This window comes from Cellvibrio sp., from assembly GCF_053579595.1.
On sequence record NZ_JBRFPI010000453.1, the window covers coordinates 1 to 3,309 of the forward strand.

General features: G+C 50.2%; 2 protein-coding genes and 1 pseudogene. 1 reads left to right on the forward strand and 2 read right to left on the reverse strand.

Translation table 11 applies throughout. The annotated features are described in order from the left end of the window. The coding region (gene metK / locus ACWA6V_RS19540) for a methionine adenosyltransferase (protein ID WP_449524062.1) at positions 1–1,012 on the reverse strand (1,012 nt) is incomplete at its 3' end. A gap of 131 nt (positions 1,013–1,143) precedes the next feature. Next, complete coding sequence (locus ACWA6V_RS19545; protein WP_449524063.1) at positions 1,144–2,169, reverse strand: ArsR/SmtB family transcription factor; 1,026 nt, start codon at positions 2,167–2,169, stop codon at positions 1,144–1,146. A gap of 416 nt (positions 2,170–2,585) precedes the next feature. Between ACWA6V_RS19545 and ACWA6V_RS19550 the strand changes: the two are divergent. Next, a pseudogene (locus ACWA6V_RS19550) lies at positions 2,586–3,309 on the forward strand (transketolase); the annotation flags it as partial.

Genomic DNA, 3,309 nt, shown 5'->3' on the forward strand with positions numbered 1-3,309 from the left:
GAAGATCAAAATGTTCGCGGATTAAATCAATAATTGCGCTGTCAGCAATTTTGCCAGTGCCAAAAGTGTTGATTGAAATCGACGTGGGTTCTGCAACACCAATCGCATAGCTCACTTGAATTTCGCATTTGTCCGCCAAGCCGGCAGCGACAATATTTTTTGCAACATAGCGGCCAGCGTAAGCAGCAGAGCGATCAACTTTTGATGGATCTTTACCAGAGAAGGCGCCGCCACCGTGACGAGCCATGCCGCCGTAGGAATCCACGATAATTTTGCGCCCTGTCAAACCGCAATCACCTACTGGGCCGCCGATAATAAATTGACCGGTAGGGTTGATGTGGTATTGCGTATCTTTGTGCAACCATTCAGCAGGTAATACGTGCGCAATAATTAATTCGCGCACAGCTTCGTGAATTTCTGATTGTTTTACACTGGGGCTGTGTTGGGTTGAGAGAACCACTGCATCAACTGCAACGGGTTTACCATTCTCATAACGCAATGTTACCTGGCTTTTTGCATCGGGGCGCAACCAAGGCAATACGCCGCTCTTGCGCAGTTGTGCTTGTTTTTCTACCAAGCGGTGCGCATAAAAAATCGGTGCGGGCATTAATACTGCCGTTTCATTGGTAGCATAACCAAACATCAGACCTTGGTCGCCTGCGCCTAAATCTTTATCATCTGCCTCATCCACACCCATGGCGATGTCAGCCGATTGTTTACCAATCGCATTTAATACCGCGCAGCTTGCACCATCAAAACCCACATCGCTGGAGTTGTAGCCGATATCCAAAATTACCTGGCGAATCAAATCTTCCAGATCAACGTAGGTGGATGTACGCACTTCACCAGCGACAATCGCCATACCGGTTTTTACCAGCGTTTCTACCGCTACGCGCGCATTGGGATCATCTTTTAAAATTGCATCGAGTACGGCATCAGAAATTTGATCCGCTAATTTGTCGGGATGGCCTTCAGAAACAGATTCTGAGGTAAAGACGGAATATTCGGACATGGTTTTTCCTTGCAAATAATATTAAAGAAACTTGTAGCCCGTATGGAGTGAAACGCAATACGGGGTTGTTATTCACGATCATCATCGTTCCCGTATTTCGTTACACTCCATACGGGCTACGCAATTAAATTTTAAAAATTCGTCGGTTTAAAAAATTGGCGCAACTGAATCTGGAATCCATTGCGCAACGCAAAATACACGCTCTGCCCTTCATCTAACTTTGCTGCCTGCGCCCAGCGCGAAAAATCCTGTGGCTCAAAGCCCTGCCATAAATCGCCGCAGGCTTCGCGCGCCCATGCTTGTTCGTGGCGACAGAGGTCACAGATCAGTAATGCACCGCCCGGTGCCAACACATTGCTTAAATCCTGAAAAATATCCGCGGGCGATGGCGTATGGTGCAGCACCATATTCACCAATATACAATCCGCTAAGACTTTATGGCCGAGTAAACTTTGCGTATCGCCGTGGATAAATTCGATATTGCGCAGATTTTTTTCGCTGGCAAAGGCGCGCGCTTTGTCGAGCATGTTGGCAGCATTATCGAGTGCAATCACGTGGTTAAATTGTTGTGCAATCACTGCCAAAAATTCGCCTTCGCCCGGACCAATTTCGAGCGCGAGTTTTTTATCGCGCAAGGCGGTGTTGTTGAGCAACTGCGTCATCTGCTCGGCGTAGACGGGGTAGCTGGCAATCAAATCTTGTTGTGCGCGAAATTTATCGGCGTTCTCGCTAAAAAATTGTTGTGCGGCCTGGCTGCGCTCTTGCTGCAATTCGCGGATAGGTTCACGCAAGTGATCGGCAATCGCTAGCGTGTCCACAGTCGCAAATAATTGTTGCTGTAGTGCAGCGAGCGGATGATCTGGTGCTAAATAGGCGCGGCGGTAAAAAATCGAATTGGCTTCGCGACGCGAACTCAATAAACCGGCGTTGTTGAGCACTTTAAGGTGATGGCTCATGCCCGATTGTTTAATCGAGAAAATCCGGCACAGCTCCAATACCCCGAACGAATCCTGACTGAGTACCCGCAAGATTTCCAGACGCAGCGGATCGCCCGCCGCTTTGAGTAGGTTGGCGAGTGGGCTGAGCGGGGTTTCCAATTCGACCACATCGGTCAGAACGGGAAGAGCGTTTGGGTCATTGGACAGGGGTTGGTTCATGGTGTGATCAAATGGCGACGAGTGCTGTGCAGTCTAGCAGCCCAAAAAACCTATATCAAAATATTTTGATATAGGTTTTAGGCTTTTTTGTGAGGATTTGTTCTGAATGGATGCTTTTTCGATCTGTAGTGCCCCGTTTATGGATTAATTGTGCCGATCAGGTCGCTTATTCCTTTACGGGCGGCGCTCGCTGGGCGAAAATGCCTGCCCATTTTGTCAGTGGCCGCTTGTTTCGAGCGACCACTCCCAGCGACGGCGGCTGGAACCCAACGACACAAAAGCCCATCAGAGGCCTGTAATAAGTGGCAATTGCCCATTAGTGCTTTGCAACCCCAGGGTGCCCTGAGCCGCGCAGACGGTCAGGCAAACCGCGCCCACCACACAGCAATCAACTTATCTTAGGAGCCTTGAGTTTCATGCCAACTCGTCAACATCTCGCCAATGCCATTCGTGTCCTTTCAATGGATGCCGTACAAAAAGCTAACTCAGGCCACCCGGGCGCGCCCATGGGAATGGCGGATATCGCCGAAGTTCTCTGGAATGATTTTTTACAGCACAATCCACAAAACCCGGACTGGGCTGATCGCGACCGCTTCATCTTGTCGAACGGCCACGGCTCCATGCTGATTTACTCGCTGTTGCATCTGAGCGGTTATGCAGTCTCTATTGAAGACCTGCAACAATTCCGTCAATTACACTCCAACACGCCCGGTCACCCGGAGCGTGGTTACACTCCCGGCGTTGAAACCACTACGCGTCCATTGGGCCAAGGTATTGCTAACGCCGTTGGTTTTGCACTGGCTGAAAAAGTACTCGCGGCACAATTCAATCGCGACGGCCATGATGTGGTTAATCATTTCACCTACTGCTTCCTCGGCGATGGCTGCATGATGGAAGGTGTTTCCCACGAGGCCTGCTCGCTGGCCGGCACCTTGGGCTTGGGCAAACTCATCGCCTTCTACGATGACAACGGTATTTCTATCGACGGCCATGTTGAAGGCTGGTTTACCGATGACACACCAAAACGTTTCGAAGCCTACGGCTGGCATGTAATCCCGGCGGTTGACGGCCACAACCCTGATGCAATCAAAGCGGCAATCGAAGCTGCACGCGCTGAAACCAGCAAGCCAACCTTGATCG